Annotated in this window: 16 protein-coding genes; 6 read left to right on the top strand and 10 right to left on the bottom strand. The window is 69.9% G+C overall.

Translation table 11 applies throughout. The features are described 5' to 3' along the window. Positions 1–79: 79 nt before the first annotated feature. Positions 80–1,030: an alpha/beta fold hydrolase gene (locus tag DVK06_RS15390; RefSeq protein ID WP_121600944.1), complete on the top strand. Its 951-nt coding sequence runs from the start codon at positions 80–82 to the stop codon at positions 1,028–1,030. 21 nt (positions 1,031–1,051) lie between these two features. On the opposite strand, the gene DVK06_RS15385 is transcribed toward DVK06_RS15390, so the two are convergent. Further along, positions 1,052–1,570 carry a DUF4442 domain-containing protein gene (locus DVK06_RS15385; RefSeq protein WP_121600943.1) on the bottom strand — a complete coding sequence of 173 codons (519 nt, stop codon included), beginning with the start codon at positions 1,568–1,570 and terminating at the stop codon, positions 1,052–1,054. Between the two features lie 201 nt (positions 1,571–1,771). Between DVK06_RS15385 and DVK06_RS15380 the strand changes: the two genes are divergently transcribed. After that, positions 1,772–2,749, top strand: coding sequence for a TIGR00269 family protein (locus tag DVK06_RS15380; protein WP_121600942.1), 978 nt, complete (start codon positions 1,772–1,774; stop codon positions 2,747–2,749). Between the two features lie 65 nt (positions 2,750–2,814). On the opposite strand, the gene ftsZ is transcribed toward DVK06_RS15380, so the two are convergent. The 3 genes from ftsZ to DVK06_RS15365 form a co-directional block, all read right to left on the bottom strand. After that, positions 2,815–4,050 (bottom strand): cell division protein FtsZ, encoded by a 1,236-nt coding sequence (gene ftsZ, locus DVK06_RS15375; protein ID WP_053771802.1) that lies wholly within the window; start codon positions 4,048–4,050, stop codon positions 2,815–2,817. 4 nt (positions 4,051–4,054) lie between these two features. Then, positions 4,055–4,234 (bottom strand): ribbon-helix-helix domain-containing protein, encoded by a 180-nt coding sequence (locus DVK06_RS15370; RefSeq protein ID WP_006111915.1) that lies wholly within the window; start codon positions 4,232–4,234, stop codon positions 4,055–4,057. Between the two features lie 214 nt (positions 4,235–4,448). Continuing rightward, positions 4,449–5,027: a zinc ribbon domain-containing protein gene (locus tag DVK06_RS15365; protein WP_121600941.1), complete on the bottom strand. Its 579-nt coding sequence runs from the start codon at positions 5,025–5,027 to the stop codon at positions 4,449–4,451. Positions 5,028–5,205: 178 nt separating this feature from the next. Between DVK06_RS15365 and DVK06_RS15360 the strand changes: the two genes are divergently transcribed. The 3 genes from DVK06_RS15360 to DVK06_RS15350 are packed head-to-tail and all read left to right on the top strand — an operon-like array spanning position 5,206 to position 10,255. Then, positions 5,206–5,655 (top strand): bZIP transcription factor, encoded by a 450-nt coding sequence (locus tag DVK06_RS15360; RefSeq protein ID WP_121600940.1) that lies wholly within the window; start codon positions 5,206–5,208, stop codon positions 5,653–5,655. Positions 5,656–5,673: 18 nt separating this feature from the next. Beyond that, positions 5,674–9,258 carry a chromosome segregation protein SMC gene (gene smc / locus DVK06_RS15355; protein WP_121600939.1) on the top strand — a complete coding sequence of 1,195 codons (3,585 nt, stop codon included), beginning with the start codon at positions 5,674–5,676 and terminating at the stop codon, positions 9,256–9,258. Further along, the gene (locus DVK06_RS15350) at positions 9,251–10,255 is read left to right on the top strand and encodes a ScpA family protein (protein WP_121600938.1); all 1,005 of its coding nucleotides are present in this window, start codon (positions 9,251–9,253) and stop codon (positions 10,253–10,255) included. The genes smc and DVK06_RS15350 overlap by 8 nt, the downstream gene beginning before the upstream one ends. Positions 10,256–10,309: 54 nt before the next feature. On the opposite strand, the gene mtnP is transcribed toward DVK06_RS15350, so the two are convergent. The 3 genes from mtnP to DVK06_RS19080 all read right to left on the bottom strand — a co-directional run bounded on the left by mtnP (position 10,310) and on the right by DVK06_RS19080 (position 12,400). Next, positions 10,310–11,176: an S-methyl-5'-thioadenosine phosphorylase gene (gene mtnP, locus DVK06_RS15345; RefSeq protein ID WP_121600937.1), complete on the bottom strand. Its 867-nt coding sequence runs from the start codon at positions 11,174–11,176 to the stop codon at positions 10,310–10,312. Positions 11,177–11,243: 67 nt separating this feature from the next. After that, positions 11,244–12,242, bottom strand: coding sequence for a YeiH family protein (locus DVK06_RS15340; RefSeq protein ID WP_053771795.1), 999 nt, complete (start codon positions 12,240–12,242; stop codon positions 11,244–11,246). Continuing rightward, a complete protein-coding gene (locus tag DVK06_RS19080; RefSeq protein ID WP_199241335.1) occupies positions 12,239–12,400 on the bottom strand; it encodes a hypothetical protein in 162 nt (53 codons plus the stop codon). The genes DVK06_RS15340 and DVK06_RS19080 overlap by 4 nt, the downstream gene beginning before the upstream one ends. A 131-nt stretch (positions 12,401–12,531) precedes the next feature. On the opposite strand from DVK06_RS19080, the gene DVK06_RS15335 reads away from it, so the two are divergent. Next, complete coding sequence (locus tag DVK06_RS15335) at positions 12,532–13,956, top strand: HD domain-containing protein (protein ID WP_121600936.1); 1,425 nt, start codon at positions 12,532–12,534, stop codon at positions 13,954–13,956. A 49-nt stretch (positions 13,957–14,005) separates the two neighbouring features. On the opposite strand, the gene DVK06_RS15330 is transcribed toward DVK06_RS15335, so the two are convergent. The 3 genes from DVK06_RS15330 to DVK06_RS15320 all read right to left on the bottom strand — a co-directional run bounded on the left by DVK06_RS15330 (position 14,006) and on the right by DVK06_RS15320 (position 16,903). Next, complete coding sequence (locus DVK06_RS15330; protein ID WP_121600935.1) at positions 14,006–15,403, bottom strand: FAD-dependent oxidoreductase; 1,398 nt, start codon at positions 15,401–15,403, stop codon at positions 14,006–14,008. Between the two features lie 153 nt (positions 15,404–15,556). Beyond that, a complete protein-coding gene (locus tag DVK06_RS15325) occupies positions 15,557–16,195 on the bottom strand; it encodes an HD domain-containing protein (RefSeq protein ID WP_121600934.1) in 639 nt (212 codons plus the stop codon). 12 nt (positions 16,196–16,207) lie between these two features. Then, positions 16,208–16,903, bottom strand: coding sequence for a phosphoribosyltransferase (locus DVK06_RS15320; RefSeq protein ID WP_053771791.1), 696 nt, complete (start codon positions 16,901–16,903; stop codon positions 16,208–16,210). Positions 16,904–16,947: the final 44 nt, after the last annotated feature.

Genomic DNA, 16,947 nt, shown 5'->3' with positions numbered 1-16,947 from the left:
GCGACGCCCCGCCGTCGCGGCCGCGGTCCGCCGGGCCGCGTCCCACGAGTATAAGTCGCCAGCGAACCAACAGTATTCCATGAAGCTCAGGAACCTCCTCGGCAGCGCCGTCCTCGGCGTCGGCGCGCTCGCCGCGCTCAACACCGGCCTCCGCTACGAGGGCGACCTAGAGTCCCCGCTCGACGGCGACGACGGCGTCTTCCGCTGGCGCGGGATGGACGTCGCGTACACCGAGGCGGGCGACCCGGACGACCCGGACCTCGTCCTGCTCCACGGGATCAACGCCGCCGGCTCATCCGGCGAGTGGCGCGCGGTGTTCGGCGACCTCGCCGCCGACTACCACGTTATCGCGCCCGACTTCCCCGGGTACGGTCGGTCCGACCGCCCGCCGCTCCGCTACTCCGCGGCGCTGTACGAGGACTTCGTCCACGACTTTCTCGCCGCGTTCGACGAGCCCGCGGTGGTCGCCTCCTCGCTGTCGGCCGCGTACGCGGTCGCGGCGACCGACGGCGACGGCGAGGACGGCGTCGAGCTGCGCGGCTTCGTCGCCGTCTGTCCGACGGCGACCGCGGGCCCGAGCCCGGCGAAGGGGTGGCTCCGCGAACTGCTCCGCGCCCCCCTCGTCGGACGGGCGCTGTTCAACGCCATCACGGCGAAGCCGTCGATCCGCTACTTCAACGCCGACCACGGCTACGACGACCCCGCGAACCCGAGCGCCGAGTGGACCGACTACGAGTGGCGGACCACCCACGTCGAGAACGCCCGGTTCGCGCCCGCGTCGTTCGTCTCGGGGACGCTCAGCAGCGAGGTCGACCTCGCGGCCGCGCTCGCCGACCTCGACGTGCCGCCGACGATCGTCTGGGGGCGCGAGGCGACGGTCAGCCCGCTCACCGAGGGCCGCGAGCTCGCCGACGCGGCCGACGCCCGCCTCGTCGTCTTCGACCGCGCGCGGCTGCTCCCGCACGTCGAACACCCGGACCGGTTCGTCGAGACGGTCGAGGAAGCGCTCGTCGCCGGCGCGACGGCGTAGCCCGGCGACGGTCCCGGTCGGCTACTCGTCGCGGCGCACGTACAGCGTCTTCTCGCAGGCCGCGTGGACCTCTCCCTCCTCGTCGACGAGCGAGACGAGGTACTCGCGGTCGGTCGACTCGCCCGGCCCGAGCGCCTCGCGGATCGCCTCCGTCTCCCGGGTGGGGAGGTCGAACTCCGCGTACAGCGTGTCGCGGCCGGGCTCGATGAACTCCAGCGCGGCCGACTTGTCCCAGACCGTGAAGCGGTCGCCGAGGACTCGCCGCAGCATCATCATGTACACCGGGTCGATCGCGCCGTAGATGCTGCCGCCGAAGACCGTCCCGACCGCGTTCCGGGTGCGCCAGTTGAGCGGGACGCGGATCCGGACGTAGCGCCAGTCGGCAGCGATGTGGTCCACGCGGGCGCCCGTCCCCCGGTACGCGGGCATGAGGTTGAACCCGAGGCGCCAGAGCCGCGTCCGACGGCTCTCCGCCGGGGGGTCCTCGCGTAAGGGTCGCGGGTCGGGGTCGCGGTCGACGCCGGTCGGGGAATCGCTCACGGCGATCCGCGACGGGCCGGCGACAAACCGGTGTCGGAACGGGCGACAACGCGCCCGGGGTTGTCGACGTTTACCGCTCGTTTACGCGGGTCTCATCGCGCGTGCCCGCGAGCGCTCGCCCTCGGTCCGTCCCGGTTCCGCGGCCCGCCTCGCGTAGGCGGCCCGAAACGGGTATCCCCGCGCGAGCGCAACCGGACACCGATGGAGTGCGACAAGTGCGGAGCCGACGCGATCCACCACGCCGCCTACTCCGGGGCGCACCTCTGCGGCGAGCACCTCCGGCTGTCGGTCGAGAAGCGCGTGAAGCGTCGGGTCCGCGAGGACGGTCTCCTCGACCCGGACGCGACGCCCGACGACCCCGACCGCTGGGTGATCGGCCTCTCCGGCGGGAAAGACAGCGTCGCCCTGACCCAGATCCTCGACGACGTGTTCGGGAAGGACCCTCGCGTGGAGATGCTCGCCCTGACGATCCACGAGGGCATCGAGGGGTACCGCGACGCGAGCGTCGACGCCTGCGTCGAATTGGCCGACGACCTCTCGATGCGCCACGAGCTGGTGTCGTACGAGGAGGAGTTCGACGTGCGGATGGACGACGTGGTCGAGGACGACCCGGAGAACATGGCGGCCTGCGCGTACTGCGGCGTGTTCCGCCGCGACCTCCTCGAAACGTACGCCGCCGAGTTCGACGCCGACAAGCTGCTCACCGGTCACAACCTCGACGACGAGGCGCAGACGGCGATGATGAACTTCCTCGAGGGCGACGTGCGACAGGTCGCGAAGCACTTCGACGCCTCGCTCGGCCCCTTCGACGAGCGCGCCGAGACCGACGCCTTCGTCCCGCGCGCCAAGCCCCTCCGCGACGTGCCGGAGAAGGAGATCGCTCTGTACTGCCACGTCCGCGACCTCCCGACCCACATGGCCGAGTGCCCCCACGCCGAGGAGGCGTACCGCGGCGAGATCCAGTCGACGATCCACGCGTTAGAGGAGAACCACCCCGGCGCGCGCCACTCGATCATGGCCGGCTACGAGGAGCTGTCCGCGCTCGCGGCCGACGCCTACCGCGACGGGGACGGCGACGGCGAGAACCCCGACCTCGGCGAGTGCGAGCGCTGCGGCTCGCAGACGAGCCGCAGCGTCTGTCGGAAGTGCCGGCTGCTGGAGTCGCTCGAAGCGGTCTGACCGGACGCCTCTTCGCCGAACCGAGTCAAAAAAAGCGGTTAGCCGTCTGTCCTCCGGGGTGCGGCTCAGCGGATGACGTCGAGGCCGTTGTTCTTCTCGATGGGGTCGCTGCCGCCGTCGGACTCCCACGCGCCGCGGTCGGTGCCGCCGGAGACCGCCGCTTCGCCCCTGTCGCCCGCGGCGCTCGGGCTTCCGTTCGCCTCGGCGGCGCGCGAGCGCGAGTCGCCGAGTTCCTCGCCGTTGACGGCCGCGCGGGACTTGTCCGCCTGCTTCTGAGTGGAGGGACCGAGCACCTGCGCGCTCTGGACGCCCGTCATGATCGCCATGACGCGCACCTTGCCCTTGTACTCCTCCTGGATGCGGGCGCCCCAGATCACGTTGGCGCTCGCCTCCAGCCGCTCGGTGATGTTGTTCGCGATCCCCTCGGCCTCCTTCAGCGTGAGGTCGGGGCCGCCCGTGATGTGGACGAGCCCGCCCGAGGCGCCGCGGTAGTCGACGTCCAAGAGCGGGTGGTTCATCGCGTCGTTGACCACCTCTTGGGTCTTGTTCTTGTCCTGCGTCTCGCCGACGAGCATGACCGCCACGCCGCCCTGGTTCATGATCGTCGACATGTCCGCGTAGTCGAGGTTGATGAGGCTCGGCTGGGTGATCGTCTCCGAGATCCCCTTCACCGTCTCCGCGATGATCTGGTCCATCACGGAGAACGCCTTCCCGATCGGCAGGTTCGGAACGTAGTCGAGCAGGCGGTTGTTGTCGAGGACGATGATCGAGTCGGCCTCGTTGCGGAGGTCTTCGAGGCCCTCCTCGGCCTTCACCGTGCGGGCGCGCTCGACATTGAACGGCGTCGAGACCATCCCGACGACGATGGCGCCCTGCTCTTTGGCGATCTTCGAGACCACCGGCGCCGCGCCGGTGCCCGTGCCGCCGCCCATGCCGGCGGTGACGAAGACGAGGTCCGCGTCGCCGAGCACCTCTTTGATCGTGCCCTGGGCCATCTCGGTGGCGCGCTCGCCCATCTTGGGGTCGCCGCCGGCGCCGAGCCCCTGCGTGAGCGACTTGCCCACGAGGATCTTGGTGTCGGCCTCGATCATCTTGAGGTGCTGTTTGTCCGTGTTGATGGCGACGGTGTCGGCGCCGTCGACGCCGATGTTGTACAGTCGGTTGACCGTGTTGTTCCCGGCGCCGCCGGCACCGACGATGACGATTCGGGGGTCACCGAACTCGTCGTCGTCCATGTCGACGTCCATGTCGCGCTTCTCCGCTTCCGCGTTGTCGAGGGCGTCCTGAACGAGATCTTGCATCAGTCTACACCTTCGCCCAGCTGCGGTTGCGGCCGCGCTCGTCGCGCTCGCCGTCCTGTTCGTTCAACATGTCGCGGACGGCCGACCGGATCGCCTCGCTCCGGTTCGGGAACTCGCCCGTCTCCACCATCTGTTCGACCTCGTCGATCTGCTGTTTCGGGATTCGTAGTGTCACACGCTCCATTGGTATTCCCCCGGTAAGACGGCGACCACGCGACGCGTGTGTCTTACAGCGCGAGACCGCCCGAAACCGGGGTATCACCCCGACCGGACGGACACTGTAAGACGACCGTCTTACGCAACTCGTATCTCCGAGTCTACCATTATAAAACTATCGGAGGTTGTAAGACAAACTGCCGGTGAACGGGCCTCAGCGTATGCGCGAGGTCTTACGCCGGCTACTGATCGTTCAACACGTCCGCCGCCGGCGTCCGACGCCCGCACCCGGGGCAGAACGCCCAGTCGGTCCGGAGCTCGTCGCCGCACTCGCAGAAGGCCCTGTGCGACTGCTTTTCGCCGCAGTTCGGGCAGTACACGTGTTCGGACGGGACGATATCTCCGCAGCCGCCGCAGGCGTTCTCGCGCGTCTTCGCGCCCGGGTCCGTCTTACGCGCCGCCGGCTCCGCGTCGCCGGCCGTCTCACGGGTTACACGCACGTCGTCGTCCCGGTCGTCGGACTCGGTCCCCGGCGCGTCGAGGGTGACGTTTACGTTGATGTCGCCCGGCGTTCCGGCCGCGTACGCCGGTGCCGCGGCACCGTCGAGCGCGGCGTCGAGCCGCTCCGCGATCAGGTCGTCGACGCGGTCCGCGAGGGCGTCGTCGACGCTCCCGGCCGACGCGTCCGACGCGTCGGGCTCGTCTCCCGTCCCGTCGAGGTGGGTCCGGAGCGCCTCCCGCATCACCTCGCTCTTGGAGGCGTCACACGCTTCCAGCCGGTCGACGAGGTCGTCGTCCGCCCGGAAGGTGATCTTGCTCATACCGAACGTGTATCCTCGGTCAGTACAAGTATCTTCCCCCGGCGTCTGACACGTTTCACGGCGTCGAAACGTTCGCCGCTCGCCGGCCGAATCGAGCGACCGCCCGCCGAATCGTGTAGTTTGGTCACACGTGTGTCTGACGCAGATTTATACGCGTCGCGCGAGCATGCGTGTGTATATGAGTAACCGCGTCGAGGACCTCGAACGGCAGGTCGCGGAGCTACAGGCGGCGGTCAACGGGCTCACCGAGGAGCTCGTCGAGATGAAAGAGCGCGTCCGACAGCTGGAAGACGATCGGTCGGTCGCGGTCGAGGCCGACGCCGCGGGCGCGGCGGCCGGCTCCGAGGCGAGCGCGGCCGGCGACGCGACGGACGACGAGCCCGCTGCCGACGACGCCGGGCGGGCCGGGGCCGGCGGCGAGCGGACGACGCACTCCGACGACCACGTCGACGTCTTCGAGTCCGTCGAGGAGTCGTCCGACGGCGCGGACGAGGCGGCCCCCGCCGACGCGGCCGAGGGAGACGACGTCATCGTCCCCGAGCAGTCGGCGACGACCCCCGACGCCGAGGAGAGCGCCGAGGACGACGAGGGCGAGTCGAGCGAAGGCGACGACATCATCGTCGCGTAAGCGGTCGCCTCCGACCCCATGCACATCACTGAAGTCGTTCTGGACGGGTTCAAGAGCTTCGGGCGTACGACGCGGATCCCTTTCTACGAGGACTTCACCGTCGTCACCGGGCCGAACGGCTCCGGGAAGTCGAACATCATCGACGGCGTGCTGTTCGCGCTCGGCCTCGCCCGCACCCGCGGGATCCGCGCCAAGAAGCTCACCGACCTCATCTACAACCCCGGCCACGACGACGGCGAGGCCGCGGACGGCCCGAACGAGGCCTCCGTCACGGTCGTGCTCTCCAACGAGGACGGCACCCTCGACCGCTCGCAGGTCGTCTCCGCGGCCGGCACGGAGAACGTCGGCGACGTCTCCGAGATCACGATCAAGCGCCGCGTGAAGGAGACCGAGGACAACTACTACTCGTACTACTACCTCAACGGGCGGTCGGTGAACCTCTCGGACGTCCAGGACCTGCTCGCGAGCGCGGGCGTGACGCCGGAGGGGTACAACGTGGTGATGCAGGGCGACGTCACCGAGATCATCAACATGACTCCCTACCAGCGGCGGGGGATCGTCGACGAGATCGCGGGCGTCGCGGAGTTCGACGAGAAGAAGGAGGCCGCCTACGAGGAGCTGGACACGGTCGAGGACCGGATCGGCGAGGCCGACCTCCGCATCGGCGAGAAGGAGGACCGGCTCGACCAGCTCGCCGACGAGCGCGAGACCGCCCTCCAGTACCAGGAGCTCCGCGACGAGTTAGCGGAGTACCGCGGGTTCCGGAAGGCCTCGGAGCTCGAAGAGAAGCGCGAGGCGCTCGCGGACGTGGAGGGCGACATCGACGCGGCGGAGGCCGACCTCGCCGAGCTCCGCGAGGAGCTCGACGCCAGGCAGGGGAAGCTCACCCGCCTCGAAGAGGACCTCGCGGACCTCAACCACGAGATCGAGACGAAGGGCGAGGAGGAACAGATCGAGATCCGCTCGGAGATCGAAGAGATCAAAGGCGAGGTCTCGCGGCTGGAAGACCGGATCGAGTCGGCCGAGTCGCGCGCGGAGTCGGCGGAGAACGACCGCCGGCAGGCGTTCGTCCAGATCGACCGGAAAGAGGAGAAGATCGAGGAGCTCGACGCGGAGATCCGCGAGACGAAGGTGGAGAAGGCGTCGGTGAAGTCGGAGCTGGCGACGAAGCGGTCCGAGCTCGCGGACGTCGAGGCCGAGATCGAGGGCGCCGACACGGAGTTCGACGAGCTGAAGGCCGAGCTGGCGGAGAAGAAGGAGGCGGTCGAGTCGCTCCGCGAGGAGAAAAACGAGACGCAACGCGAGAAGGACCGGCTGCTCGACGAGGCCCGCCGCCGCTCGAACGCGGTGAGCGAGGCGCGCGAGGAGCTGGAGGACGCCCGCGAGTCGATCCCGGAGCACAAGGCGCGGATCTCCGAGCTGAAAGGCGAGCTCGACAAGGCCGAGAAGAACGAGGCGACCATCGAGGACGCGGTCGCGGACCTGTTCGCCGAGAAGGCCGAGACGGAGGAGCGACTGGGGGAGATCGAAGACACCCTCCGGGAGAAGCAGAACGAGTACGCCAAGCTGGAGGCGGCCGCCGACGAGCGCGGCGACGCCTCCTGGCCGCGGGCGGTCACCGAGGTGAAGAACGGCGGCATCGACGGCGTCCACGGCGCGGTCGGCGAGCTCGGCTCGGTCGCGGCCGAGTACGCCGAGGCCTGCGAGACCGCCGCCGGCGGGCGGCTGGCGAACGTCGTCGTCGACGACGACGGCGTCGGCTCGACCTGTATCGACTACCTGAAACGGCGCAACGCGGGCCGGGCGACGTTCCTCCCGATCACGAAGATGGACGACCGGAGCCTCCCGCGGAAGCCGTCGGTGCCGGGCGTCGTCGACTTCGCGCGGAACCTCGTCGACTACGACGCGGAGTACGAGTCGATCTTCTCGTACGTGCTCGGCTCGACGCTCGTCGTCGAGGACATGGCGACCGCCCGCGACCTGATGGGCGACTACCGGATGGTCACCCTCGACGGCGACCTCGTCGAGAAGTCGGGGGCGATGACGGGCGGCTCCGGCGGCGGCTCCCGCTACTCGTTCACGAAGTCCGGCGGCGGCAAACTTGAGCGGCTCGCGACGGAGATATCCGAGCTCGAAGACGAGCGGCAGTCGGTCCAGTCGGAGATCGACGCGCTCGACGACGACATCGCGGACGCGCGCGACCGGAAGGCCGACGCGGCCGAGCGCGTCCGGTCGCTGGAGGCCGACGTCGAGCGCGCCGAGGACGACCTCGCCGAGGCGGAAGCCCGGATCGAGGAGTTGGAGGACGAACTCGAGGAGTTGGAGGCGGAACGCGAGTCCGTCGACGAGCAGATGACGGCGTTAGACGAGGAGCTCGCGGAGACGGACGCGGCGATCGACGATCTCGAAGCCGAGATCGACGACATCGAGACCGAGCTCGCCGACTCGAAGATCCCGGAGCTCTCCGAGCGCGCCGACGAGATCCGCGCGGAGATCGACGAGCTCGAAGACCGGATGGACTCGCTCGACGGGCGGATCAACGAGCTGGAGTTGGAGAAGGGGTACGCCGAGGACGCCTTGGACGACCTCCACGACGACGTCGAGGAGGCGCAGAACGCGAAGGCGGAGGCCGAGGAGGCGATCGCCGACCACGAGGCCGCCATCGAGGAGAAGGAGGCGGAGCTGGCCGAGAAGAAGGAGGCGATCGCCGACCTCGAAGCGGAGCTCACGGAGCTGAAAGAAGAGCGCGAGGAGCTCCGCGAGGAGATCCGCGAGGCGACCCGGAAGCGAGACGAACAGCGCTCGCTCGTCTCCGAAGCGGAGTCGGACCTGTCGGACCTCACGGACCGCCGCGACCGCTTGGAGTGGGAGATCGACGAGCTGGAGTCGCAGGTCGGCGACTACGACGCCGACGAGATCCCCGACCTCGACGAGGTGGAGTCGCGGATCGAGGCGATCGAGAGGGAGATGGAGGCGTTAGAGCCCGTGAACATGCTCGCGATAGACGAGTACGACGAGGTCCAGGCGGCGCTCGACGAACTTCAGGAGCGCCGGGACGTGCTCGTCGAGGAGCGCGACGCCATCGAGGAGCGAATCGAGGGGTACGAGGCGGCCAAGAAGGAGACGTTCATGCAGACGTTCGAGTCGATCAACGACCACTTCCGGGACATCTTCGCGCGGCTCTCGGCCGGGACGGGCGAGCTCGTCTTGGAGAACCCCGAAGACCCCTTCGAGGAGGGGTTGACGATGAAGGCCCAGCCCGCGGACAAGCCGGTCCAGCGGCTCGACGCGATGAGCGGCGGCGAGAAGTCGCTGACCGCGCTCTCCTTCATCTTCGCCGTCCAGCGGCACAACCCCGCGCCGTTCTACGCGCTCGACGAGATCGACGCCTTCCTCGACGCGGTCAACGCCGAGCGCGTCGGCGAGATGATCGAGGAGCTGGCCGAGGACGCCCAGTTCGTCGTCGTCGGCCACCGCTCGGCGCTGTTGGAGCGCTCCGACCGCGCCATCGGCGTCACGATGCAGGGCGACAACCTCTCGGCGGTGACCGGGATGCAGTTCGGCGACGACGCGGACGAGGAGGAGGTGAGCGCGGATGACTGACGACGGCGTCCCCGACCTCGACCTGACGAGCGAGCGCGACGGCGCCGACCCGTTCGCCGACGACGCCCCGGGCGGCGACGCGGCCGCGTCGGACGCCGGTTCCGAGTTCTCCGACAGTTCCGACTCGGCGGACCGACCCGCGTCGACGGCGGCCGACCCCGGGTCGGACGTGACCGACATCTCGCCCCCGGACGAGACCGACGAGGACGAGGTCGAGCCCGTCGAGCTGCTCGTCCAACTGGCCGAGGAGGGCGAGATCGAGCCGTGGGACATCGACATCGTCCGGGTGACGGACGCCTTTCTCGAGAAGCTCGACGAGACGGACCTCCGGACGACGGGGCGGGCGCTGTTCTACGCCAGCGTCCTGCTGCGCATGAAAAGCGACGGCATGCTGGCGGACGACGACGAGGACGAGGAGCCCGAGCCGGAGCCGTGGGAGGCCGCGATGGAGGGCGGCGCGCCCGACCCGGCCGCGGACGGGTTCGACCCGGTCGACAAGCTGGAAGCGGAGATCGACCGCCGGCTCGACCGCAAGAACACCCGGGGCTCGCCGGAGACGCTCGACGAGCTGGTCCGCGAGCTCCGCGAGGCCGAGCGCGGCTCCTGGTGGAAGGACTCCCGCGAGTACGACACCTCGGAGTCGCCGCACGGCCACGCCCGCGGCACGCAGACGCTCGACTACCACGCGGACGACGAGTTCCGACAGGACGGGGAGCCGACTGCCGGAGAGGCGACCGACCGCACCCACGACGAGGACATCGAGGAGGTCATCGTGGAGATCGACAACGCCCTCCGCACCCGCTTCGACCGCGGGCGCACGGAGGTGCTGTTCGCGGAGATCGAGACCGCCGGCGGCCGCCCGTTCATGACGTACCTCGCGCTGCTGTTCATGGCCCACCGCGGCTCGGTCCGGCTCCAGCAGGACGACCTGTTCGGCGACCTGTGGGTGAAGGACCCGGCGGCGATGACCGGCGAATCGGAAGCGATCGCGGACTGACTCGGTCGGACCGGGACCGAACCGACGCGTGTTACACGCCCCGCGGTCGGTGTCTTACAGGTAGTCGCCCAGCAGCGGCTCCACGCGCTCCGTCGTCTCCTCCGGGATCGCCTCTGTCGGCGTGTTGACAGTGCCTTCGAGCGCGGTGTGCGCCTCGCACTCCAGGTCCTCGGGGAGCGTCCGCACCGCCTCCTCGACGGCGGCCTTGATCGCTTTCTGATTCTTCTCGGCGTTTTCGAGCACCTCTTCGAGCGTCACCTCGCTGTCCGCTTTCCAGACGTCGTAGTCGGTGACGCCGGCGATCGTCGCGTACGCGATCTCGGCCTCCCGGGCCAGCTTCGCCTCCGGGATCGCGGTCATGCCGACGAGGTCCCACCCCTGCGACTTGTAGAACTCCGACTCCGCGCGCGTCGAGTACTGCGGCCCCTCGATGCAGACGTAGGTGCCGCCCTTCACCACGCCGGTATCCTCCGGCGCGGCCGACTCCGCGGCCTCGGTGAGGTGGTCGACGAGCTCTGGACTGTACGGGTCCGCGAACGGCTGGTGGACGACGACGCCGTCGCCGTAGAAGGAGAGGTCCCGGTGTTTCGTCCGGTCGTAGATCTGGTCCGGGACGACGAGCGTCCCCGGCTCTAGCTCCTCTTTCAGGCTCCCGACCGCGTTGGACGCGAAGACGTGTGTGACGCCGGCCTGCTTCAGCGCGTACATGTTGGCGCGGTACGGGAGGTCGGTCGGCGAGACGCCGTGGTTCGAGCCGTGACGCGGGAGGAACGCGACCTCGCGGCCCGTGTCGCCGAACTCGCCGATCGTCACCGCGTCGCTCGGCTCGCCGTACGGCGTGTCGAACTCGACCTCGCGCACGTCGTCGAGCGGGAGCGCCTCGTAGATGCCGCTGCCGCCGATGAATCCGATGGTGCCCATACCCTGAGTGCGCCCGCTCGCTACTTATATGACGTGAACCCGTCCGACGCCGGCCCGTCGACGCGGCTCACAGCAGCCAGCGCACCGCCGCGAGCGCGACCGCGCTCACGGCGAGCAGGTGGACCAGCACCGCGCCCACGGGCGCGGCGCCCACCGCGCGCATGTCGCCGATCCGGATCGAGAGCCCGAGGCCGACGAACGCCAGCGCGAACAGCGCGTCCGAGACCCGCCCGATCGACGCCAGCGCGGCCGGCGAGAGCAGCCCGCTGTTTGCGACCGCCGCGACGATCAGGAAGCCGAGCAGGAACTTCGGGAACTCCGCCCACAGCCGCCGCACGCCCGGATCGGCCGCGGAGCGCGCCGTGTACGCGACCGAGTACGCGACCGCGACCCCGCCCAGCAGCGAGTTCCGCGCCAGCTTCGTCACCGTCGCCCACTGGCCCGCCTCGGGGGAGTAGGCGAACCCCGCGGCCGCGACGGGGCCGGTCGAAAACATGCTCACCCCCGCCCAGACGCCGAACTGTCGGCCCGTGAGGCCGAGCCACTCGCCCGCGAGCGGGAACGCGACGAGGGTCGCGGCGTCGAACAGCAGGATCGTCGCGGCCGCGAAGGTGATCGCGGCGCCGCGCGCGTCCAGCACCCTCCCGATCGCGACGACCGCGGAGACGCCGCAGACGCTCGCGCCCGCGGCCAGGAGCGACGAGGTGGGCGACCCGATCCGGAAGAGGCCGCGCGCGACGGCCTCGGCGAACAGGAGCCCGCCGGCGACGACCGCCACCACGAGGCCGAGGACCCGCGGGCCGGCGGCCAGGAACTCCTCGACCGCGACCGCGGCGCCGAGCAGCACGATCCCGGTCTCCAGGAACAGCTTGTCGACGCCGACGCCCGGCTCTGCGACCGCGGGGATCCCGACGGTGTTCCCGACCCCGACGCCGAGCGCGACGGCGACGACGAGCGGCTGGAGGCCGGGCACCGCGTCCGCGACGAGCGTCGCCGCGACCGCGCCCCCCGCGAGTAGCGCGAGGCCGGGCAGGTACGCCCGGACCGCCTCGACGACCCCCGTCACAGCGCCTGGCCGACGAGGTGCGCGGCGACGATCCCGAGCCCCAGCGCGAGCGCCTGCCAGCCGCGGTCGAGCGCGGTCCAGCGGTCGACGAGCGAGGGGCCGGCCGCGCCGGCGTCGCCCGCTCCCGCGTCCGTCCCGTCGGCGGCGTCCGATACCATACCCGTGGCTCGGCGCGCTCGCATTTATGCCGTGTGACTCGGGGCGTTCTCCGAGGGTGGGAGCCGGACGGCCGTCGCTCGACCGGCGACCGAAAGAGGCACGGCGCAGGAGGGTGTGGTGACCACAATCGATGCCCACCACGCAGATCAAAGACTCCGTCCACGGCTACATCGAGCTGCCGGACGCGCTCGTCGAGGGCGTCGTCGACACGCGACCGTTCCAGCGGCTGCGGTACGTCCGCCAGCTCTCTGCGACCCACTTGGTGTACCCGGGCGCGAACCACACCCGGTTCGAGCACTCGCTCGGCGTCTACCACCTCGGGCGGACCGTCTTCGAGAACCTCCGCCGCCAGTCGTACTTCACCCGCGACGCGGCCGTTGAGGAGCTAGAGGAGATACAGCGGACACTGTCGTGCGCCTGCCTGCTCCACGACGTGGGGCACCCGCCGTTCTCGCACCTCTCCGAGGGGTTCCTCGACGAGGGCGTCCTCCGGGAGCGCGTCGCGGAGACCGGCCTCGTCGACGCCTTCGACCGGGCCGGCGTCGGCGGCGCGCCGCTCCGCTCGGCGAACCCCCACGAGCTGCTCGGCTGCGTGGTTATCGTCGAGGAGTACGGCGACGCCCTCCGCGCGTTCGACGTGGACCCATTCGAGGTGTGCGCGTACGTCCTCGGGTACAGCCTCGCGTACGAGCGGGGCGAGCCGTGGCAGTACGGGGTCGGCGCGCAGCTGCTCCACTCTCCCGTCGACGTGGACCGGCTGGACTACATCACTCGCGACAACGAGATGACCGGCGCGGGCGTGTTGAGCTTCGACGTCGAGCGCATGGTCGACGCCTACACCGCCCACCCGGAAGCGGGCCTCGCCCTCTCGGAGAAGGCGCTGTCGACCATCGGCAACTACCTCGAAGGCCGGATCGCGCTGTACATGTGGGTCACCCAGCACCACAAGTCGGTGTACGCGAACCGGCTGCTCCAGGCGATGCTCGGCGAGTACGAGCGCGTCACCGGCGAGAGCCCCGTGACGGTGGACGGCATCATCGACCGCGAACTCGACGACAACGCGGTGCTCGAACGGCTCCGGGTCGCGGCCCGCGAGCACCCCGACTCGACGCTCGCGTCGATGTACGACCGCTTCCGCGGGCGGCGCTTCCCCGCCACCTGCTGGAAACACCGGATCGCGCTCGCCGACCGGATCGGCGGCGACCTCGGCGACGACCTCCCGGTGGACGGCGACCCGCTCGACGAGTTCACCGCGTGGCTCACGGCCGGCGACGACCGCTTGGAGCGGCTCCTCGCCGACGCCCTCGACGTGCCGGTCCACGAGGTGTGGATCGACCGCTCGTACGTCCCCGCATACGACCCCGACGAGCTGGAGGACATCCCCATCGCGTACGGCGGCACGACGCGGTCGGTCGCGGACTGGGGGCTCTACGGCGACAGAGCGTTCGACGTGCCGATCCCCTTCGTCTTCGTCCCCGACGGGACGAAGCGGCGGGCGATCCGCGTGCTCCGAGAGGCGTTCGAGCGGGAGGTCGCGGCGGACGAGGCGGCGTGAGTCGGCGTTCGATCGTTCGGAGAAAGGTTCGGATCGGGGGCCGGTCGGATCAGTCGTCGGCTTCGGCGGGAACGGGGCCCTCGGCGTCGTCGGCCTCGGCGTCGGACTCCCCGTCGGCCCGCGGGAAGTTCTCGATGGTCGCGTCGCGGAAGGCGGCCTCGTCGAACTCGTAGTCGCCCTCGAAGAAGCCGAGGACGGTCTCGACGTCGGTCATCGCGTTCTTCAGCGCGGTCGACGCGCCCGGGGAGGGCGTGATGTTGAACAGGATGCCGTCCTCGACGATCTTCGCTTCGCCCATGTCCAGTTCCCTGCTCTCGGTGTCGACGATCTGGGGGCGCACGCCGCCGTACCCCTTCGCGCGGTCGATGTCGTCGACGTCGACGCTCGGCACGACCTTCCGGACGTTCGGCAGGAACGCGCGCTTCCCGACGCCGGGGAGGTCGTACACGAGGTTGCGGACGACGTACGGGAAGAGGATCCTGTCCGAGAGGATGTTGACGTAGCTCAGCACGGAGTCGGGGTTGAACCCGAACACGTCGACGAAGTCGCTCACCGTCGAGAGGTGGCCGCGCTCCAAGGCGGGCACGAGCTTCGCCGTCGGGCCGAACCGGGTGACGCTCCCGTCGTGGACGTCGGCGTCGCCGTGGACCGCCGCGAACGGGAGCTTCTTCATTTGGAGCGTGTACACCTTCCCGTTCAGCAGGTCGTCGGCGAGGAAGAAGCTCCCCGCGACGGGCAAAAGCGACATCCCCTCGCCGTACCCCATCTCCTTGGCGAACTGGAGGCTGTGCGAGCCGGCGGCGACGACGACCGCCTCGGCGTCGAACGCGCCGTCGTCGGTGTCGACGCGGAAGCCGTCGCCCCGCTCGTCGACGCCGGTCACGGTCGTCCCGAGGTGGACGGAGACGCCGTCCTCCTCGCGGGCGGCCTCGACGAACGACTCGGCGACCGCGCCGTAGTCGACGACGTAGCCGTCGGGCGTCTGGAGCGCCTTCAGCTCGGTACCGGGGTCGCGCCCCTCGATGACTTTCGGCTCCAGCTCGGCGATCTCCTCGCGGCCGATCTCGCGGAGCTTCGGGAACAGGTCGCCGAACCCCTCCTCGCGGTAGCGCTCCTCCAGCTTGGCGACCTCCTCGTCGCCCACGCCGAGGACCATCTTGCTCCGCTTGCTGTGCATCTCGCGGTCGGGGTCCGCCCCTTCGAGGTACCCCGCGAGCAGCTCGGCGCCCTCCTTGACCTCCTCGGCCTTCTCCAGGGTGTAGTTCGTCTCGATGTCCCCGAAGTGGAGGGTCTGGGAGTTGTTCGTCCGGTGTGAGTTGATCGCCGCGATCTCCCGTTCCTTCTCGATCAGCGTGACGTCCTCGACGTCGGTGAACTTCGCCACCGTGTACAGAAGCGACGCCCCGCTTATCCCGCCGCCGACGATTACGAGATCGGTGTCAGACATGCGTGGTGAAAGCTCACCTCGCGAGACGCCCTCCCCCGTTAACCCTTTTACCATCCTCGCGCGAAATCGCGGGGTAGAGCCCCTACGAACGTCTATCTCGAAAACGACGATCGTCGAACAGCTGTCGGCGCCGCGGTTCGGGCCCCTCCCGAGTTACCCGTCGCGCGCGGCGCGGTACCGCTCGCGGACCGCCGCGAACAGTTCCCTCCCGGCCTCGGTCCGGAGCCGCGGCTCGGCCGTCGCGAAGAACTCGTCGAGACCGTCGTACTCGCGGAACGCGTCGGGCTCGCCCCGCTCCGGGTCGTACCGGTCGTCCCGCTCGTACAGCAGGGCCTGGAGACAGACGTCGAGCAGGTCGCACTCCTTGACGAGGACCGCTTCCGGCGACTCGCGGGCCTCGTACGCCTCCCAGGCGTCGGCAACGCGTTCGGGGAGCGGGCCGGCGAGGTCCGACATCGCCTCGCGCTCCGCCGCCGCCTTCGCCTCGCGGTCGACCGCGTCCGCGGTCGAGTCGGCCCGGGTCGCCACGTCGCCCGTCTCCGCCTCCGCGACGTCGTGGACGACGGCGAGCCGGAGCGCGCGGTCGAGGTCGACGCCCGGGAGGTCCTCGCGAAACCGATCGCCGAGGGTCACGACGAGGTAGGCGACCCCCCACGAGTGGGCGGCGACCGACTCGGGCGCGTCGACCCCGCGGAGCTGCCAGCCCGTGCGCCGCTCGTCTTTCAGGTCGTAGGCGGCGAGGACGGCGTCGAACGCCCGTTCAGCGTCCGCGTCGCGCTGTTCGTCGGCCATCGCTCCGGGCCGCTACTCGGCGAGCGCCCAGCTGTCGTCGCCGACGGGCTCGGCCACGTCCCGGCGGACCATCTCGTCGATGACCTCGTCGAGGCGGTCGGGCTGGGCGACCTCCATCTCGATCCGGCCGATGCCGTGGTACTCCTCCAAGTAGTGACGCAGGTCCTCCCGCGAGAACGCCGACTCGTCGGCGCGCTCCATCGCGCCCTCGGTGAGGTCGATCATGTCTTCGAGGAAGTTCCACGGGTAGACGACCCACGTCCACTGTTCGAGCCGCTCGCCCACGAAGTCGGGCTGGAACTCGGAGGTGCCCAGGAGCTGGAGCGTCGCGGTGCGGATCTCGGCCGCGTTCCGGTCGTCGACGTACTCCTCGGCGCGGCGGATCGAGCCGCCCGTGTCGGCGATGTCGTCGATGATGAGGACGTTCTTCCCCTCGACGCTCCCTTCCGGCATCGGGTAACGGATCTGGGGCTCGCCGCTCTTCTCGGCGGTGCCCACGTAGTGTTCCATCTTGAGGCTCGTGAGGTCGTTGAGCCCGAGGAAGTCGCAGACGCAGCGGCCCGCGAACCAGCCGCCGCGGGCCAGCGCGACCACCATGTCCGGCTCGAAGTCGGCCCGCTTCACCGCGTCGGAGACGTTGCGGCAGAGCCCGTAGATGTACTCCCAGTTGGTGAGCGTGCAGTCGAAGTCGTCCGGGAGGTCGCTCATACGACCGTACCTGCCACCCGCGCGCTGATAAGGGTTTAGCTCCG

This window comes from Halorubrum sp. Atlit-28R (assembly GCF_003665955.1).
GTDB lineage: Archaea > Halobacteriota > Halobacteria > Halobacteriales > Haloferacaceae > Halorubrum > Halorubrum tropicale.
This window is presented reverse-complemented; position numbering and strand designations above follow the sequence as displayed.